We start from the raw sequence: 17,468 nt of genomic DNA, 5'->3' as shown, positions 1-17,468 counted from the left end.
TCTTTCAAAAAGTGCACTCTGGTATAATTTCCCTCAAGAGAGATAAGAAGGATAACTTTTTATAATCGCTGCGCAAAAAAAGACTGACAGAAGCCAGTCTCGGGATGTTTAACAGCGGACGTATATTCAGTTGAAAAAGTGTTTCTCTATGATGGCCGAGATACATTTGAATGACCGGAAATATCAATCAATTTTCCTTTGACGGCCAGGCGTCCTTCGGTTCTTACCGCCTTGTCGCATGTGATTAATGTAATCTCTTTATCTTTTGTCTCCTGAATTGCGTTTGCTTCTATTTCTGAAATCATGGTTTTTGATGTTACAGAATAAATATAGTCTTTTCTAAAGTCGGTCATCACGATTTGCGCGCCTTTTTTTATGTGTAAAAGAGGGCCGAACAATAGGTTCTCCTGCTTCAGATGGTGGCCTGCCAACGGGTAGTTTCCCTCGCCCATTTTCTGATCCGGACGCATAGTTGCCGCGCCGATCAGCAGGTTTTCATTGGTTGTGCCTTTTAAAATCGGAAGGTCTAAATCGATGCTGCTGATGGTTATCCGTCCGATTATCGGTTTTGGTTTGCGATTAAAACTTGACTGAACTGTTTCCCTGAAACCGGGCGGATGAATGGATTCAAAATCATAGTCCGCTTTTTTCATGTTATTTTTCCGCGCTTGTTCTGCGGTCAATTCCGATTCAATTTGGCTTTTACTGAGGTACGCGATCAAACAGCCTTTCATGAGAGGAGAGGAAATGAGAAGCAGCCCGGACAAAATAAGAACGGCAATGATCATTTTTTTAACCATGAAGAAAATTCCTTTCTTGTACGTCATGCGGTGAGTATTTGGTGAGAAATGATTCTCTTTTTAAAAAAGCACCTGATCGATTCTTACATGATCAGGTGCGATAACGTCTATCTATTCCTTGCTTTCTTCTTTCTTGATACAACAGCCGCGGCTCCGCCGGCTAATAGCAGCAGAATACCGGCCGTGACCGGCATCATACCGTCCGTATCACCGGTTTTCGGCAGGTTTTTGCCTGTATCCGAGTGATTGGTTTTACCATTGGTATCAGGATGATGCCCGCCTTGATTCGTTTGATGATTCGGTGTGTCTTTCCCAGGTGCGGGATTTTTTAATTTCTTATTAGAAACGACGACCTCAACGGCTTTTAACTGTCCTTTTTCAATTGTGAATTCAATTGGTTTTTCGTTCAGCTGATAGCCGTCAGGCGCTTTTGTTTCGATAAATCGATACTGCCCGGGCGCTAATCCTTTCACCGTAAACCGGCCCTTTTGATCCGTCTTCCATACCGCCGGCCGTTCTTTGCTGCCGCCGGTGTTTACCGGATGTCCGGCAGAATCCGTGATCTTGAATTCAGCACCTTCCAGCACCTTATTTTTATCGTCATGATCCACTTTTGTCAGTGTGACATCACCAGGCGTCAGTGTATTCTCCGCACTGATTTCGACTGGTTTTATGTCGGTATTTGTGATCTTGAATGATATTGGCGTTTGATCCAAACTGTAAAGTTCGGGCGCTTTTGTTTCGATAAATTGATATTCGCCCGCTTTCAGTCCCCGTACAATAATTTGTCCGTGCTCATCTGTCGTCAGGCCCTCTGTCAGTACTTTGCCGTTTGCATCTGTCAGATTAAACTTCGCACCTTGCAGGACTTTCCGTTTGTCACCTTGATCCAATTTTGTGAGAACAACGCTGTTCTTGATGTTAACTGCAGTCAGGGCAGCCTGATTCGGTTTTCCGCTGTTCTCAGCCTTAATCGTAAACGGCACAGGGGTTGTTGACAGCAGATAACCATCCGGCGCTTTTGTTTCAACAAATTGATAGTTTCCGGGCGCCAAACCGCCGGCGTCAATTTTGCCGCCTTCTTTTGTCATCAGATCGTCTCTTACGGTTTTTCCATCACTGTCAATGATTTTAAATACTGCACCGTCTAAAACGTTTCCGTCTTGATCCTTCTTGATCAGCTGGACAGAGCCTTTATAGTTGACTGCCGTTCCTGCGTCAGACGGCTCCGGCTTTCCTTCCGCTGTTTCTGAGATGGTAAACTCTTTTTTCTCCGTATTTAACACATAACCGTCGGGTGCTTTCGTTTCAATGAAGGCGTAATGACCCGGTGTAAGACCGGATGTTTCTACTTTTCCGTCCTTATCTGAAACCAGATCTTCTTTAACCGTTTTTCCATCACTGTCGACGATTTTGAAGACTGCACCTTCAAGGTTTCGGCCTTCCGCATCTTCCTTCGTCAGCCGGACAGAGCCTTTATAGTTGATAGCCGTTCCTGCGTCAGTTGACTCCGGCTTTCCTTCGGCCGATTCTGAGATGGTAAACTCCACTTTCTCCGTATTTAACATATAGCCGTCAGGCGCTTTCGTTTCGATGAAGGCGTAATGACCCGGTGCAAGGCCGGATGTTTCTACTTTTCCGTCTTTATTGGAAACCAGATCTTCCTGAACCGTTTTACCATCACTGTCGATGATTTTGAAAACTGCACCTTCGAGGTTTCGGCCTTCCGCATCTTCCTTCGTCAGCCGGACAGAGCCTTTATAGTTGACGGCCGTTCCTGCGTCAGTTGACTCCGGCTTTCCTTCCGCCGATTCTGAGATGGTAAACTCCACTTTCTCCGTATTTAACACATAGCCGTCAGGCGCTTTCGTTTCGATGAAGGCGTAATGACCGGGTGCAAGGCCGGATGTTTCTACTTTTCCGTCCTTATCTGAAACCAGATCTTTCTGAACCGTTTTTCCATCACGGTCGACGATTTTGAAAACTGCGCCTTCAAGATTCCCGCCGTCTGCATCTTTCTTCGTTAAAGCGGCTTTTCCTTTGTAATTCACCATTGATCCCAATTCAACATCAGGTACTTGATTCTTTTCGTTCTTTGCGATTGAGAAGTGAATGGCTTTTGTGTTTACGATAAACCCTGATGGGGCTTTCGTCTCCATCAGCCGATAGTATCCGGCGGGCAAACCGTTGATCTCAACTTTCCCATTTTTATCGCTTTCAATATTATTTTTTATCAGAGTATAGGTGCCGTCGCTTGATTTTTTCTCAAGCTTAAATACAGCACCGGCCAAAGGATTATTGTTTTCGTCTTTTTTGATAAGCGTCACCTTATTTTTTTGATTTATGACTTTATAGAGTGCTCCTGCTGCGGAGGATTTGCCGTCAATCGTAACGGAGACCCCGTTTACATAAGCATCGCTGATGGTGTAGCCGTCCGGAGCTTTTATTTCTTTCAGTACATACGTTCCGTAACGGATATTCCCAAACGTAAGTTTACCGGCATCGTCTGTTGTGCCCGTACGCAGCAGCTGCTTGCCGTCTTTAGACCATAATTGAAAACCGGCTCCTGAAAGAGATGTTCCGTCTGATCCTGTTTTAGATATCGTCAGGCTACCCTTCTCTCCTGATCCTGAGCCGCCGCCGCTTGAAATGGCGACAAACACTGAGCTGTTGTTCTCTTGGGTCTGCTCCTCAACATTTGTCCCTGATATCGACACTTTGTTGCTGACCTGACCGCTGCTGCCGGAAATATTAATGAGAGAACGATATTGTATGACATACGCGCGGTCGATTTGTTTATAGCCGCCTATAAAGGTAAGGACAAATGATTGTTCACCGGTGGCATTGTCAGTTTTCATATCTACTTTATAGTCCTTATCTTTCTCAAGCTGCACATCACCCGGAATAAGATTTCCGCTGCTGTCTTTCATAACGCCGTTCTCATTATATTTTGCTTGATATACTTTAAAAGAATCTTCATCTATTATTTGATTCTCATCCGGGGTGTCTTTGACTTTTACGTCATCCAGTGTCGATTGGCTGGCATTGACATTGATGTTCCAATCGATATTGTTTCCGTTCTGTTTGCCGCCTTTAGAAATCAGGTTTCCTCCGTTTGCGATGGAAACTGAACCCGTCAGTGTTCGGTCTGCATGGTCATTATTAAAGTACTCTGCTTTGTTTGTGTATTGACTCTGTTTAATGACCTGGCCTTTTAATGACGTTTTAAATTCAATCAGGTATGGTACAGCGTCATCTGTTTTGAGACGTACGATTAACGTATTTTTGTTGCCGTCTGACGGCTCCTCTATTTCATATTTTGAAGGATCCAGCGCCTCTCCTTCAGTGATGGAGCCGTTTTTGCTGATGGTATACGTTTTAACAGCAACCGATCCATGCAAAAATTGCTGACCATCTGTGATCGTATCTTTTATATAAGGATTTTTTGAAGGTTCGCCATTATAATTGATGCCGACTTTCCATGTGATTTCTTTTGAAACGGCGTTGTATGAGCCGTTTTTGAATCCGTTATGGGACGTCTGATTGTTCGGTGTGAAGCCGCTCGATTCCTTATTTGTGCGTTTGCCGCCGTTTTTATCCGTCCATGTGGACTCAGCCGTATTCTTAATGGGGTCGTTTGAAAAGTCAGCGTTGAATTTTGTCTTATACGTGATCTTAAACTGACTGTTTGTTTCTGCATAATCCCCGATCAATGCTATTGTAAAGCCTTGATTTCCGGGTTTTTTTGTTAATATATAGTCTGTTCCTTCTTTCAGCGTTTTGTTAGTCGTGTCTTGCATGTGAAATGAATCGTCAATGAGCGCCAGGCCTCCGCTGGTGAATTGATCATCCAGCGTCCAGTCTTTCATTGTGTAACCGTTTTTATTAACTGTGATTGTCCAATCAACCGTCTTCTTCTCATAGTCTGCATTTGAATAATGTTTGATCAGATTCTGCTGAATGGCGGTTCCCGGAGTTTCCTTTGATTCCCCTGTATCTGTCATTGCTGTATTGGTGTATTTGACAGGACTGTCAATAATGACCCCATCGTTGACTTGAGATTGATAAATGATCTTATATGCTCCTGTGACAGTTTGCTTGAATTTTATTTCAAACCCGTTCCCGTTATCAGTCAGCGTATAATCCTCACCCTCTTTTAATGGGGCGCCCTCTTGTTCGCTGCCGTTCTGGCTGAATGTAATCGGAAGGACTTTCAATGAACCGGGAACAAGATGCAGATCGTCTGATCCGAACGTATCCTTGATGCCGGCTTTGGATTGATCAATCTTTTTCTCACCGTAGTTGTACATAACAGCCCAGCTGAACGTTTGGGATTCTCCTTTATAACCTGTCGAAGATTTTTCTATCATTTTTCCGTAACCCGCTGTTACGGAAGCTTCCGCAGAAATCGGCTCCGCATTGTCTCCGCTGAATGCCGCCTTGTTTGTCAGCGTGATGTTTCCGCCTTTACCCGGCTTTGCCTCATCTTTAATTTCCGTGTCATATATGAGCCGGTAGGCTGAATCGATCGTTCCGGCGAAGGTGACACTACCGTTTTCGCCAACGGTATAACCTGAAGTTATCTCATTTCCCTGACTCACCGAGCCGTCAATATTCACATCAAGTTCATACACTTTCACAGAGCGGAAAATCAATTCGTCCGGAAGGCTTTCAGTCAATTTCGCATGTTTAACTTCTTCTTCCTTTTTATTAAGATCAACCGTCCACGTTACCTTTCCGGGATTAATACCTTTATCCAATGACCCTGATTTCTCAATGGTTTTATTGACATTCGGTTTAAAATAAACCGTTACGTCCGGCGTATCAGAGTTAACCGGAAACTTAATCTTTTGTGTGGTTGATCCTTTTATTTCTTTCTGATTGAATTGGGTGTTTACATACAATGACCCCTTGACGTTAGTATCTTCTTTTACCTCGCCGTTAAACGTCATGATGACATGGCCGCTCGTATTAATGGAAAAAGTTCCGTACGTACTATCGCCGTCGGTCAATGGCTGGTTCGTAATGTCATTATGCATGATAAATTCTTTAGGCAGATCAAATTCATATCGATCACCGTCGTTTATTGTTTTCCCCAGCTCATTCGGAATCGCCCATTGAATGGTGATATTTGCCGGAGAGTTCGTATTCGCAGGGTTGTTTTTGTCATATGGTTTTCCTTTTTCATCCGTCAATTTCACATCAGTTAAAATATTTTGCGTAATCCGGCTTCCGCCTGATTGAAGGCTTTTAGCGGCAGATTTGCTTGAAACCGCCATTTTTGATTGACTGCGTTTAGCAGAAGGTTTTGATTTCGTTTTCTGTTCTGCTTTATCACCGCCGTCCGCAGATGCTGATTTTTTCTCTGTCTTTTCCTGAGGTTCAGCAGGTGTTGAAGAGGTGTTTTTTTCTGTTTCGGAATCCGTTGTTCCGTCTTTCTTCACAGGTATTAACACCTGCTGGGTCTTGCCGGCATCCAGTTGAAAAAGAGCTTTTGCCATTTTCGTCTCATCTGTTATGTCGGGAGTAAACTTCGCCGACAGTGTAATGGAGCCTTTGGCATCCCCGGCATCTGCTTCAGCATCGTTCACTTTCACTTCCAGCGTGCTGCTGTCTGCTTCAGCTTTATATATACCGATCACCCGATCAGCTGATGTCAGCTCACCTTCGGCATCGTTATCTAATGTAAAACTTTCCGGAATCTTTAAGGTGATATTCCGGTCACTTGCATCTTCCTTGTTTTTTAGCGACCATTCGTATGTCAGTGTCACTTTATCTCCCGGTGCTAAAGCGGGCTCACTTCCTTTTGACCCGTCAACAGTCTGCTGTCTGCCGTCTTTGACTGCAACTGAATCAAAGAACCCGCTCTCGCTTTGTTGTGATCCGGAAGCGGCTGCGATCGGAGTAAAGCTGACAACTTGGCTGAAGATGAAAAACAGCGTGAAGCATGAAATCAATGCCGCCCTCAGCCTTTTGCTTTTTTTCGGGCTGAACGAAAAGTTCCTCACTCCCAATGTCTTATTCCTCCCCTTTTATATAGACTTACGTTCGAACAAGCCGGTAAGCATGGGATTCTCCTTATCCGAACCAAACTACATTGTATGAAATCGGCCTATACAAATTCTGTACATGGGATCATTTCAGAAATAGCGCACAAAAAAAGACCGGCATCAGCCGGTCCGGTCATTCAATCGTCAATTGATTTTATCTTTTAATTGTTTATAGCGTTCGTATTCCTTTATCGCCTCTTCTACCTTTCCCAGTTTATTAAATAACTGCAGTTTGTATTGTATAATTTTATCGTCACCGGGCTCTATTTTCTCAACCTGCAGGCAAACGTCCATCGCTTGATGATCGTTCTTCTCTTGGATGAGAAAACCAATCAGTTCGTACGCTTTGCTGAGCCACAGATGGGCCAGACGCGCTTTTTCCGGCTCCGCCCACAGATAGCCATTCTCCATGAGATAATGGTTTTCATATGACATGACAATGTCCATGTGACGGGTTAGTGCAGCTGCGCTGAGCGGAGGAGCCTCTTTTAATGTTTTTTCCCATTCAACTGTATCAACCTTTACCCCGGAAAGCCGGAGAATGTATCCTATATCAGTATTTTCTATTGATTGGCTGAAAGGCAGCTGACCGATTAATTTCCGTATCTGATATATTGTCGAGTAGAGCTGGGTGCTTGCTTTTGATACATCATAAGCAGGCCAAAACATCTCCATCAGCATGTCTTTACTGACCGTGCGCCCTTGATTAAGAAGTAAAAATGCATACAGTTCACGGGCTTTGGATGTTCTCCACTTGACTGTTATGTATGTTTTGACACCATTTACCGATTGATAAAAGTCCAGGTTCCCAAAACATTGTATAACATAATCCGTCCCGGTATTCTCTTCTGCCGTCCTGAGTTTTTTATTCATTCGGATCCGCTCAACAGTTGTCAGCAGCCGGGCATTGTCAACCGGTTTTAAAAGATAATCGACAGCATTTAATTCAAACGCTTTGATCGCGAATTCATTATAAGCGGTGATAAAAATAACTTGGATATTTTCATTGATCTCCTGAATCGATTCAGCAAGCTCAATACCGTTTATCCCGGGCATTTCAATGTCAAGAAACACCGCATCAGCTGCTGAAAGCTCCGAATGCTCCAGAACTTCCGCCGGATCTTGAAACGTTATAATAGATTGAAAGGCGTTTGTCCGCTCAAGCATACGATTAAAATGAAGCAATGCCAATTCCTCATCATCCACAATTAACGCTTTCAAACCGCATCCCACCCGTCAATATAGATATATCTGAAAATAATTTCAATTATACCATGTCCAACGCCCTATATAGTTGGATTCTTTTTCTTTCTCTTGTTGTATTATAACGTTTGTGATTACAATATTTATACATTACATAAGATAATAGAATGCCCCTGAATGGGATAAAGGAGTAATGATGTGAAAGAAAAATTCATTTCGATTTCGATTATTTGCGGCTACGCTGCTTTCTTTATGATTTTTATGGTCCTGAATCATTTTTCAGGATCATCCCTCCCTCAAGCGGAACAGGGCGTGATTAATCTGGAAAAGTGGGATTTTCAAAAGGATGGAAATGTCCAGCTGAACGGGAAATGGATTCTATATCCAAATCAGATGCTGTCACCGCAGGCGCTTCATTCAGCAAAAGGAAAAAACCCCGTACTCGTTGATGTCCCCGTCAATGTGAAGCTGTTCGGAAAAACGGCCGATGTGGATTACGGGACGTACAAACTGACAATCCGATCAAATGAAGACAATCAGGTTTTGGGGATCAGCACATCTTATATCTACAGTTCAAACCGCCTTTATCTTAATGGGAAATTAATTGGACAGAGCGGCAATCCTACAGAAAAAGCTGATTTTAAGGCGCAGAACAAACCGTACAGCAGCTTTTTCAGGCTTCACAAGGGTGACAATGAACTTGTCCTGCATTTTTCGAATTTCGGAAAAGTTCCCGGCTGGGGGATCGCAAAACCGATAACGTTTGGGACTCAAGAACAAATTATACGCGAGAATCAAATTTCCTTTTTCAATGATTCCATTATGATTACGGCTTTTTTCATTACCGGTTTATATTTTCTCGGCTTTTTTCTGCAACGGACAAAGGATAAACATTTATTGTTCTTTTCCGTGATGTGTCTGCTTTTTTCTGCCATTATTCTTATGATCGGGAAAGAAAGAATTATCTTTCTCCTCTTTCCGTCTATTTCATTTTCATTGCTGAATTCCTTGCGTATCATCTCAACCGTGCTTGTCAGCATGGCGGTTTTTCTTTATCTCTTTTATGCATACAGAGAAATTGTTTCAAAAACGACGATCACCATTTTAACCGCTTTATCCGGGATTATCTTGATCACTGATTTTATGTCCGGACGTTTCATTGACCATCTCTCATACATTTTACATTCTGTGCTTGCCGTTACGACTCTGTTTTATATTACATATATTTTTACGATTGCCGCCATAAGAAAAATAAAAGGAAGCACGTACCTTACACTCGCATCCGTCTCGATGAGCGCTTTTGTGATTCTTACGACCATTTCAGCTTACAGCGGCAAAACGGCTTTTTCTTTTAATTCGCTCTATTCATTGCCAACAGTCATCGCTTTATTGGCGGTGGTTCTTCTGATGGCGCAGCAATTCGCCGGAGCTTTCCGGGACAATGAAGTCCTCTCACGGAAATTAGTCAAAATCGACCAACTGAAAGATGAATTTATCGCCAAAACTTCACACGAATTCAAGACGCCGCTGAACAGCATTATTAATATATGCCAAACCCTTGTAGCCGGCAGAAAAAAGAAGACGATAGAGGAAGAGAAAGAAAATATGCAGCTGATCATCCGTATGGGCTACAGACTTTCCGATCTCGTAAATGATATTCTTGATTTGGAAAAAATGAAGCAGGGTATGCTGCAGATTCGTCCGGTTCCCGTCGATGTGCATGCCGTCATATGCAGTGAAATGAACTTCTACCGGCTTTTATCCAAACATAAAAAACTTGCCATTCTTAATCATGTGCCGGACGGCCTCCCTTTGGTGCTTGCAGATGAAAACCGATTCCGTCAAATCTTAACCAATCTTGTTGAAAACGCAATCAAGTACACATCCGAGGGGAACATTATTCTTTCTGCTGAAAGCCTGAATGACAAAATGATTCAAATCACGGTGGCCGATACCGGCAGCGGCATTCCTAAGGCTGATCTTGAAACCATTTTTGATTCTTTTCAGCAAGCGGGAGGGACGGAAGAAGATGGAACGGGTTTAGGTTTAAGTATTGTGAAACAGCTCGTCAAGCTCCAAAACGGGGACATCTGGGCGGAGTCAGCGGCGGCGCAAGGATCAGCCTTTCATTTTACGTTACCCGCCGCTCAAATTGATTCTTTACCGGAAGCAAAGACCGAACTTCCTGAATCACATCCCGGGCAGAGAATGTCGGATATTTCGCTGGTCACGCCTTATCACTCAGAAAAAATCGATGCTCCGACGATTCTGATCGTCGACGATAACATCGAGAGTTTGAAAATTTTAACTGATATGCTGGAAGGTGTTCCTTATAACGTAATCGCAGTAAAAAGCGGAAAAGAGGCGCTTCAAGCTGTCTCTTCCTCGAAGCTTGACTTGGTCATATTAGATTTGATGATGCCCGACATGACGGGTTTTGAAGTCTGCACAATCATCCGCGAAAGATTCAGCATGGTCGATCTGCCGGTTCTTATCGTTACGGCAGCCATTATCAGCCATGACAAATACAAGGCGTTTCATGCCGGAGCAAACGACATCTTACAGAAGCCTTATCATTACTCTGAATTCACCGCGCGTATTAAAAATTTAATTTTGATGAAGCATACGGCTCACCAAGCCACAAATTTAGAAATGGCGTTTCTTCAGTCGCAGATTAAGCCTCATTTTCTTTACAATGTATTAAATACGATCATCGCGCTCAGCCATTTGGATATTGAAAAAGCACGGGAAACGACTGCTGCATTTACAAACTATTTAAGGATGAGTTTTGATTTTCAAAACACTTCGGACATCAGCTCATTCAAAAACGAACTTTCTATCATTACGTCATATCTTTCTATAGAAAAAACACGCTTCGGCAAACGGCTTGATATCCTTTTTGATATTGAACAGGACATTGACTTCCCCCTTCCGCCTTTAATGATACAGCCATTGGTGGAAAACGCCGTTCATCACGGGATCAGTAAGAAAAGAGGCGGCGGACGGATAAAGCTGACAGCGAAAAAACAAGGCGAAAACACGTATTTTATCAAAGTGGAGGATAATGGAACCGGCATCATGCCGGACATACAGAAAGATATTTTGTCTTCTGATATTAATCGCAGTGTCGGCCTGAAAAATATCAATCGGCGGCTGAAGCATTTTTGCGGAAGCGAATTGACGATCACCAGCACCCCGGATGAGGGCACCGCTGTTTCGATGATGATTCACACTCCCGGCACAACGGATGATTTGATCTCACTAAAAACGTCTTCATTAAGATACTGATTAACTTCAGAAGGCTTGTAAATACTTCTGCCGGCTGTCGGGGAATTCCCGTCAGCCTTTATTTACCCAAAAAGACGTAAAAACAAAAAAGCTTGAAGAAAAAGTGATATCTTCTCCAAGCTTAGATGATCCGCACCAGTCTGGCCGTTTTCACTTAAGAAATCGTAACTCCCGCGCTTGCATATCCCGCCACTGTATTAATAAGCGAAAGGCCTGTCGCAGTGGCGGAGAATACCATTAACAGCCGGGTTTGAGGAGTTACCGCAATGTTCAGCCCTGTCGTGATTCCGTTGCTGATGCTGCCGATTGACAATATGCCGGTGAGGGGAGGAGCTAAAGTGACGGATGCTCCGGGGATCGGCGTGAACGTATTGTTCGGCACTGTGGAACTGTATAATTGTGCGGTTATCGTAACAGTCGAGCCGACAAGCGACAATGCTGCGGTTGTACTGAAATAGGCGGCAATTGATGTAATGGTTCCGCTTCTCGGAGCCGAAAAAGCAAAGTTCAGCAGAGTTCCTCCAGCCCCGGTAAGATCAATTGCACCTCCCCCTCCGACATTGACGCCCGTTACAGAATTGCCGAACCCGACAAGGCTCACCGTTCCGATTAATCCGCCGGCAATGGTCGTCACGGCAGTGGGAAGACCTGAAGCATAGGGAATGATCGCGCCTGCTCCGGTTACTCCGGTCGCTCCGGTTACTCCCGTTACCCCGGTTGCTCCAGTTGCGCCGGTTACTCCCGTTACCCCGGTGGCTCCGGTTGCTCCAGTCGAACCTGTTACCCCTGTGGCTCCCGTTACTCCCGTGGCTCCCGTTACTCCGGTGGCTCCAGTATCTCCGGTTACTCCCGTTACCCCGGTGGCTCCGGTTACCCCGGTTACTCCTGTTGCGCCGGTTACCCCAGTTGCTCCGGTTACTCCTGTTGCCCCGGTCGCTCCGGTTACTCCTGTTGCGCCAGTATCTCCGGTTACTCCCGTGGCTCCCGTTACTCCTGTTGCTCCAGTTGCGCCGGTTACTCCCGTTACTCCCGTTACCCCGGTGGCGCCGGTGAGCCCGGTTACTCCCGTTATCCCGGTTGCTCCGGTTACTCCTGTTGCCCCGGTGGCTCCCGTTATCCCAGCTGCGCCGGTTACTCCGGTTGAGCCTGTTACTCCCGTTGCTCCCGTTATTCCGGTCGATCCAGTAGCTCCGGTTACCCCGGTTGCTCCTGTTACTCCCGTTACCCCGGTTGCTCCTGTTACTCCCGTTACCCCGGTTGCTCCGGTTATTCCGGTGGCGCCTGTTACTCCGGTTGTTCCCGTTACTCCAGTTGCGCCGGTTGCTCCGGTTGCTCCCGTTATCCCAGTGGCTCCCGTATCCCCTGTTACCCCCGTTACTCCTGTTGAGCCTGTTACTCCGGTGGCGCCTGTTACCCCGGTGGCGCCCGTTATTCCGGTCGCTCCGGTTACTCCCGTTACCCCGGTGGCCCCGGTAATCCCGGTTGCTCCAGTTACTCCAGTATCCCCGGTTACACCGGTAGCACCTGTTACTCCGGTTGAGCCGGTTACTCCGGTTGCTCCCGTTACCCCGGTCGATCCGGTTACTCCGGTTACTCCGGTCGCTCCAGTATCTCCGGTTACTCCGGTCGCTCCCATTATTCCAGTTGCGCCGGTTACTCCGGTCGCTCCCGTTATCCCAGTTGCTCCTGTTACTCCCGTTACTCCGGTGGCTCCAGTCACACCCGTTGAACCGGTTGGGCCTGTCGATCCCGTTGAACCGGTTTCTCCTGTTAAGCCGGTTGGGCCTGTCGCGCCTGTTATTCCAGTTAGCCCTGTTACTCCAGTTGCGCCTGTTGCTCCGGTTGCGCCCGTTATTCCGGTCGCTCCTGTTGCACCTGTTATACCCGTTGCTCCAGTCACTCCAGTTGCTCCTGTTACTCCCGTGGCTCCAGTCACACCGGTTGGGCCCGTCGCGCCTGTTATTCCAGTTAGCCCTGTTACTCCAGTTGCGCCTGTTGCTCCGGTTGAGCCTGTTGCTCCGGTTGAGCCCGTTATTCCGGTCGCTCCTGTTGCACCTGTTATACCCGTTGCTCCAGTCACTCCAGTTGCTCCTGTTACTCCCGTGGCTCCAGTCACTCCAGTTGCTCCTGTTACTCCCGTTGCACCGGTTGCACCGGTTGCTCCCGTTGCCCCAGTTACTCCGGTTGAGCCCGTGGTTCCGGTTTCTCCTGTTGATCCTGTTGCTCCGGTTGCTCCGGTTTCTCCGGTTGAACCTGTTGCTCCCGTTGCTCCAGTTGGACCTGTTGCTCCTGTTACCCCTGTTGCGCCAGTCGCTCCGGTTGAACCTGTTACCCCTGTTGCGCCAGTCGCTCCGGTTATCCCCGTTGACCCAGTCACTCCCGTTACACCGGTTGGGCCGGTTGAGCCTGTTACTCCTGTTGATCCGGTTACTCCCGTCGCCCCGGTTGTTCCTGTTGAGCCAGTTTCTCCGGTTGAACCCGTTGCTCCTGTTGGGCCGGTTTCTCCGGTTGAACCAGTTGACCCTGTTGGACCTGTTGCTCCTGTTGGGCCGGTTTCTCCGGTTGAACCAGTTACCCCTGTTGCGCCAGTCGCTCCGGTTATCCCCGTTGACCCAGTCACTCCCGTTACACCCGTTGCCCCTGTTGCGCCGGTTGATCCCGTTGCTCCTGTTACACCAGTTGATCCCGTGACCCCAGTTGGGCCGGTTTCTCCGGTTGAACCAGTTGACCCTGTTGGACCTGTTGCTCCTGTTACTCCAGTTGATCCCGTTGAGCCAGTCGCGCCGGTTTCTCCGGTTTCTCCGGTTGGACCGGTCTCTCCCGTTGGGCCAATTTCTCCAGTTACCCCCGTTGCCCCTGTTGCGCCGGTTGATCCCGTTGCTCCTGTTACACCAGTTGATCCCGTGACCCCAGTTGGGCCGGTTTCTCCGGTCGAACCTGTTACACCTGTTGGGCCGGTTGGACCGGTCTCTCCCGTTGGGCCAGTTTCTCCCATTGCACCGGTTTCTCCTGTTGCACCGGTTACACCGGTTATTCCTGTTGACCCTGTTACACCAGTCGCTCCGGTTACTCCTGTTGATCCTGTTACACCGGTTGAGCCAGTCGCTCCGGTTATACCAGTTGCCCCTGTCGCTCCTGTTGAACCGGTTGCACCTGTTACTCCTGTTGGGCCGGTTTCTCCCGTTGAGCCAGTCGGTCCGGTTGAACCAATTGCTCCTGTCACTCCAGTTGCACCTGTTGGGCCAGTTGATCCCGTTACTCCGGTTGCGCCGGTTTCTCCAGTAGCTCCGGTATCCCCGGTCGAGCCAGTTGCTCCGGTTGAACCTATTATCCCCGTTGCTCCAGTCACTCCGGTTGAGCCAGTAGCTCCGGTATCCCCGGTCGAGCCAGTTACTCCGGTTGCCCCAGTCACTCCAGTTGCACCTGTTGATCCCGTTACTCCGGTTTCTCCTGTCGATCCTGTTGCTCCAGTCACTCCCGTTGGACCGGTCGATCCGGTTACTCCCGTTACACCAGTCGCTCCGGTTATCCCCGTTGCCCCTGTCGCTCCTGTTGAACCGGTTGCACCTGTTACTCCTGTTGAGCCTGTTGCTCCTGCTGAACCAGTTGGGCCTGTTGAACCAGTTGGGCCTGTTGCTCCAGGTGATCCCGTTGCACCTGTTACTCCAGTCGCCCCTGTTACTCCAGTTGAGCCCGTTGAGCCAATCGTGCCAGTTGCTCCGGTTGGGCCGGTCGCTCCAGTTGGACCGATTTCTCCAGTTACACCCGTTGCCCCTGTTGGGCCAGTTGATCCCGTTACTCCGGTTGCGCCGGTTTCTCCAGTAGCTCCGGTATCCCCGGTCGAGCCAGTTGCTCCGGTTGAACCTGTTATCCCCGTTGCCCCAGTCACTCCAGTTGGGCCGGTTACTCCGGTTGAACCTGTTACTCCAGTTGATCCCGTTACACCAGTTATCCCCGTTACACCAGTTGGACCCGTTGCTCCGGTTGCGCCGGTTTCTCCTGTCGCCCCAGTCACACCCGTTGGACCGGTTGGCCCTGTTACTCCTGTTGGACCCGTTTCTCCCGTTGAACCTGCTACTCCTGTTACCCCTGTTACTCCAGTTGATCCCGTTGAGCCAGTAACCCCTATTGGTCCAGTCACACCTGTTGGGCCCGTCGCGCCTGTTATTCCAGTTAGCCCGGTTACACCAGTTGCGCCTGTTGCTCCGGTTGATCCCGTTATTCCGGTCGCTCCTGTTGCACCGGTTGAGCCCGTGACCCCAGTTGGGCCGGTTGATCCTGTTGGACCCGTGATTCCGGTTGAGCCGGTTTCTCCAGTCGGTCCTGTTGCTCCAGTCGGCCCTGTTGCTCCAGTCGGCCCTGTTGCTCCAGTCGGCCCTGTTGCTCCAGTCACTCCGGTTGAGCCCGTGGTTCCGGTTGCTCCTCTTGCTCCTGTTACACCAGTCGAGCCGGTAGCTCCAGTTACTCCTGTCGGACCAGTCATTCCGGTTGGGCCGGTTACACCCGTTGATCCTGTCGACCCGATTGAGCCGGTTACTCCTGTGGGACCTGTTACTCCGGTTGATCCAGTCATTCCAGTCGACCCAGTCGCTCCTCTTGCTCCAGTCACTCCGGTTGAGCCCGTGGTTCCAGTTGCTCCTCTTGCTCCTGTTACACCAGTCGAGCCGGTAGCTCCAGTTACTCCGGTTACTCCGGTCGCTCCTCTTGCTCCGGTCACTCCTGTGGGGCCCGTCACTCCTGTGGGACCTGTAATTCCCGTTACGCCAGGTTCACCCCCGGTTTGCGCCAATGAAACATCGTCTATTAAAACCGTTCCGGAAGAAACTTTACTTACTACAATGACGGCAAAGGCCGCGCCAGAAGGCACAGTACTTGTTTTATAGATTTCAGACCATGTGTGAAAGAGCACGTTCGGCAAATTTCCGGGTGTAATATTTTCTTGAATGGAACTGATTTGTTCACCTGCTGCGCTGACATATATGATCTGGAGAGTGACTTGGGGACTTGGCTCATTTCCGAGCGTTGCGAGTGATACGAATAGAGTCACTGACTTGGCTGAAATGGGAACGATTTGACTGAGGTAAGCATATGGCTGAGCTCCAATAAATTGCGCAGAATATCTCCCTGAATGTGCAAACAAACTGTTAATCTGGGTATTTGCCGAACTCCACCCCGCTAATGTGCCGGTTTCAAAGCTTCCGTTTATAATCGGATTATTCATTCAATCTTTTTCCCTCTCCTTCCCGTTGTTGACCGTCTTACTTATTAAGACAGCATATTAATACGGGCTGTGTTTTGACAATCTAAATAAAAAAGGTGATTTCTTTTCATCACCTTAATCCGATCCTTGAATGGGGAATCCCGTCGCAATGAGGGAGCGGTTTGCCGCTGCGACTTGTGTTACGTAATTCGAAGAAAGGACGGATAAATAGAGCTGATACGCGGCTGTTTCATCCGCCTTCATTTCGTCGATGTACGTAAAAGGAATTCCTATGATTTGCCCGCCTGAAGAAAAGAGGTTCCGCTCTTGTCTCTGTGTTTGTATCGATACGCCATTTCTTTGCAGCTCGAGAGCTAAGACCAATGAGAAATGAGACGCGAGCGGATCTAATTCCACATTTACTTGTATGACGGCATCCGTTTTCACCATTTGATCTGTCGGCGCGGCTATCACTGTGCTTAACACGTTTATCGGTGTTCCTTCTAACGGAATCATCATCTGGTCTGCTGTATTTTGAAAAGCTACAGCCGGAACCGCTCCCGGCGGCCCCTCAGGCCCCGGGGGACCGGGCGGACCCGCCTCCCCTTGCGGACCGCGGGAGCCGGCGGGGCCTCTTTTGCCTTCGGGACCTCGCAGCCCGGGTACGCACAAGGCAGATCGATTTTGATCTGAAGACGGAAACCGTTTTTCTGTCCCTGTTTCCGGTCTTTCATGTTCACATGGTAATTGTTCATACCGGTGTTTCATATGTCTGCTCATATATTTGTAAGGTTTCTGTTTCAATATCATGTATTGATTACGGCCGCTGCTCATATTATCACCCCGGCAATATTCTATTCGCACTGAAGTCATCTTGTGCAGGCCCCTCCCCTTCCTTACAGAAATAAAAAAAGGCAGACCTGAGTC

General features: G+C 47.8%; 6 protein-coding genes and 2 pseudogenes. 3 read left to right on the top strand and 5 right to left on the bottom strand.

The annotated features are described in order from the left end of the window. Positions 1-146: 146 nt before the first annotated feature. The 3 genes from NYE68_RS04565 to NYE68_RS04555 all read right to left on the bottom strand — a co-directional run bounded on the left by NYE68_RS04565 (position 147) and on the right by NYE68_RS04555 (position 8,071). Positions 147-800, bottom strand: coding sequence for a class A sortase (locus NYE68_RS04565; RefSeq protein WP_025284410.1), 654 nt, complete (start codon positions 798-800; stop codon positions 147-149). 107 nt (positions 801-907) lie between these two features. Beyond that, positions 908-6,814, bottom strand: a complete 5,907-nt coding sequence (locus NYE68_RS04560; RefSeq protein ID WP_324636067.1) for a SpaA isopeptide-forming pilin-related protein — start codon at positions 6,812-6,814, stop codon at positions 908-910. A gap of 180 nt (positions 6,815-6,994) precedes the next feature. Beyond that, positions 6,995-8,071 (bottom strand): response regulator, encoded by a 1,077-nt coding sequence (locus NYE68_RS04555; RefSeq protein ID WP_229041739.1) that lies wholly within the window; start codon positions 8,069-8,071, stop codon positions 6,995-6,997. Positions 8,072-8,305: 234 nt separating this feature from the next. On the opposite strand from NYE68_RS04555, the pseudogene NYE68_RS04550 reads away from it, so the two are divergent. The 3 genes and pseudogenes from NYE68_RS04550 to NYE68_RS04540 all read left to right on the top strand — a co-directional run. After that, positions 8,306-10,189 (top strand): annotated as a pseudogene (locus tag NYE68_RS04550) (sensor histidine kinase); the annotation flags it as partial. Positions 10,190-10,261: 72 nt separating this feature from the next. Next, on the top strand, positions 10,262-11,341 hold the full coding sequence (locus NYE68_RS04545) for a response regulator (protein WP_267477602.1): 1,080 nt from the start codon (positions 10,262-10,264) through the stop codon (positions 11,339-11,341). Positions 11,342-12,003: 662 nt separating this feature from the next. After that, entirely contained in the window at positions 12,004-16,224 is a 4,221-nt protein-coding gene (locus NYE68_RS04540; RefSeq protein WP_324636986.1) for a DUF4573 domain-containing protein, read from the top strand. Here NYE68_RS04540 and NYE68_RS04535 read toward each other — a convergent pair. Together NYE68_RS04535 and NYE68_RS04530 are read right to left on the bottom strand one after the other, a co-directional pair. Beyond that, positions 16,182-16,562, bottom strand: a pseudogene (locus NYE68_RS04535) (NTTRR-F1 domain); the annotation flags it as partial. The gene NYE68_RS04540 and the pseudogene NYE68_RS04535 sit on opposite strands and share 43 nt — an antisense overlap. Before the next feature lie 114 nt (positions 16,563-16,676). Continuing rightward, a complete protein-coding gene (locus tag NYE68_RS04530; RefSeq protein WP_324636068.1) occupies positions 16,677-17,375 on the bottom strand; it encodes a hypothetical protein in 699 nt (232 codons plus the stop codon). Positions 17,376-17,468 lie beyond the last annotated feature (93 nt).

This window comes from Bacillus sp. FSL R5-0447 (genome assembly GCF_038606125.1).
GTDB lineage: Bacteria > Bacillota > Bacilli > Bacillales > Bacillaceae > Bacillus > Bacillus velezensis.
The sequence above is the reverse complement of the archived record's forward strand: the minus strand, read 5'-3'. Positions and strand labels throughout refer to the sequence as shown.

What these genes read in the sequence shown, in the direction of transcription:
- NYE68_RS04545 (WP_267477602.1), top strand. Translation starts at nt 10,262, where the DNA reads ATGTCGGATATTTCGCTGGTCACGCCTTATCACTCAGAAAAAATCGAT.
- NYE68_RS04540 (WP_324636986.1), top strand. Translation starts at nt 12,004, where the DNA reads ATGATCGCGCCTGCTCCGGTTACTCCGGTCGCTCCGGTTACTCCCGTT.
- NYE68_RS04565 (WP_025284410.1), bottom strand. Translation starts at nt 800, where the DNA reads ATGGTTAAAAAAATGATCATTGCCGTTCTTATTTTGTCCGGGCTGCTT.
- NYE68_RS04530 (WP_324636068.1), bottom strand. Translation starts at nt 17,375, where the DNA reads ATGAGCAGCGGCCGTAATCAATACATGATATTGAAACAGAAACCTTAC.